We start from the raw sequence: 1,048 nt of genomic DNA on the forward strand, positions 1-1,048 counted from the left end.
CCGGCCGCAGTCGTCGACAGCACGGGCGTGGCCGGCTGGGGCGGCGCGATGCCGGCGGAGTCGTCGGCGCGGGCGGACGACGCGCAGAAGGCGAATGCGACGCAGGCCACGGCGGCCGGTAGCAGGGGGCGTTTCGGGAAGCGGCTTCGCATGGCGAGGCATCCTTTCGGGTGGGATGACGGGTATACGTCGACGAACCCGTAAACGCTAGACGCCAATTGCACCGGCTGCAATGCGCAAATGGCAATCGTGGCGATAGTCGTGGCATTTACGCGCGGCCCGGGATACGCGGCCGTTGGTTGATGCGGCCGCGCCTGCCCGATTCAACCTCGATCCGCGCCCACCGGCGTCGGTGCCTGCTCGGCAATCAGGCGTTCGGCCTTCAGCGTATTCCACAGTTCGGCAGGGATCGACGCCGCCGCGAGACGCAGGTTGTCGTCGATGCGATCGGGCCGGCTAGCGCCGGGGATCGCGGCCGCGACGGCCGGGTGCGCGAGCGAGAATTGCAGTGCCACCGCGCGGACATCGACGCCGAATCGTTCGCAGATCCGGCGGATGCGCGCGACGCGGTCGAGCATGGCCTGCGTGGCCGGCTGATACTCGTAGTGGGTGCCGCCCGCCAGCACGCCCGAGTTGTACGGGCCGCCGACGATGATCCCGAGCCCGCGCGCGGCGCTTTCCGGCATCAGCCGTTCGAGCGCGCCCGCATGGTCGAGCAGCGTATAGCGCCCGGCGAGCAGAAAGCCGTCGGGGTCCGCGCGTTCGAGCGCGAGTTCGCACGGCTCGACGCGGTTCACGCCGAGGCCCCAGCCCTGGATCACCTTCTCGTCGCGCAGTCGCGTGAGCGCCCTGGCCGCGCCCGACATCGCGATGTCGAACACGTCGCGCCACGCGTCGCCGTGAAAGTCGACGGCCGGGTCGTGAATCCACACGGTGTCGAGCCGGTCGGTGCGCAGCCGCCTGAGGCTCGCGTCGATCGAGCGCAGCGTGCCGTCCTCGGTGTAGTCGTAGACGATCCGGTTCGGCAGCCCGTGGCGAAACAGGCCGC

The 1,048-nt window shown here is 70.2% G+C and carries 1 protein-coding gene; it reads right to left on the minus strand.

Translation table 11 applies throughout. The features are described 5' to 3' along the window. Positions 1 to 323: 323 nt before the first annotated feature. The coding region (locus tag ABZS61_RS34890; protein WP_356430575.1) for an aldo/keto reductase at positions 324 to 1,048 on the minus strand (725 nt) is incomplete at its 5' end.

It is taken from the genome of Streptomyces sp. NPDC005566 (genome assembly GCF_040605575.1).
Classification (GTDB): Bacteria; Actinomycetota; Actinomycetes; order Streptomycetales; family Streptomycetaceae; genus Streptomyces.